Below are 1,062 nucleotides of genomic sequence, written 5' to 3'. Positions count from 1 at the left end.
TGATCTGGCTCCCTGAAAACGGACGCCATGAAGCCGTTTCAGGCGGCAGCCTTGAGCTGCCTGGCATAGGTGTTGGGCGACTGATAGCCCAGCGCCGAGTGTAGCCGGGCGGGATTGTAGAAACCGTGGATGTAGGCCGCAATGGACTGGCTGGCCTGCTCCCGGCTCACGTATGGATCAGCAGCCTCTTCTGCCTTGAGCGTGGCAAAAAAGCTCTCGGCCACCGCGTTATCCCAGCAGTTACCCGGGCGGCTCATGCTTTGGACCACCTTGCAGGACTCCAGGAGCTGGCGATACTCGTTGCCCCAGTACTGCCCGCCTCGATCCGAATGGAAGATCAGGCCGGGCGGCTGGGGATGAAGAGCCCAGGCATTGGCAAAGGCTTTCAGTACTACGTCCTCGGTCATGCGTTCGGAGACGCTGTAGCCCAGCACCTGCCGGGTCTGGACGCTGATGACCACGGCCAGATGCAGCCAGCCCTGACGGGTAGCCACATAGGTGATATCGCCGACCCACGCCGACGGACCCGTACCGGGAGTGAATTGCCGATCCAGTAGGTTCGGGGCGAGCTGGGCCGAACCTGCGGCAGAGGTTTTGCGCCGGAAGCGTCCCTTGATCTTGCCCTGGATGCGCTCCTCGGCCATCAACCGTGCCACCCGCTTGTGGCCGACAGGGTGATTTCGGGCGCGCAGGGCCCTGACCAGCCGATGCCGGCCGTAATTGCGATTGCTGGCCGCATGGATGGCTCGGAGCTCTGCACGAAGAACGGCGTCGGCATCATCGGTTCGGGCGGACTGTCGGTGCAGGTAATCATGGAAACCAGAGACCGATACGCCGAGAACACGACACAGCACCCGGGTCGGGTAACGAGTCCTATGACGGGCGACGAAGGCGTACCTCACTTGGACTCTTTGGCAAAGAACGCCGCCGCTTTTTTTAGGATTTCCCGCTCCATCTTCAGATTGGCGTTCTCGGCCCGAAGGCGGCTGATCTCGCTTTCCAGGTCGGTGGCTGGCCTGCGAGCCTCAGACGTCAACGAGCGCCCAGCACGGACCGCGTCAA

The 1,062-nt window shown here is 62.3% G+C and carries 1 protein-coding gene; it reads right to left on the bottom strand.

Going from position 1 to position 1,062, the window contains the following annotated elements:
• Window positions 1–38: 38 nt before the first annotated feature.
• Entirely contained in the window at window positions 39–902 is an 864-nt protein-coding gene (locus tag IAE41_RS22305) for an IS3 family transposase (RefSeq protein WP_283222591.1), read from the bottom strand.
• Window positions 903–1,062 lie beyond the last annotated feature (160 nt).

Origin of the sequence: Stenotrophomonas sp. S39, from assembly GCF_016624665.1 — a bacterium.
GTDB lineage: Bacteria > Pseudomonadota > Gammaproteobacteria > Xanthomonadales > Xanthomonadaceae > Stenotrophomonas.
The sequence above is the reverse complement of the archived record's forward strand: the minus strand, read 5'-3'. Positions and strand labels throughout refer to the sequence as shown.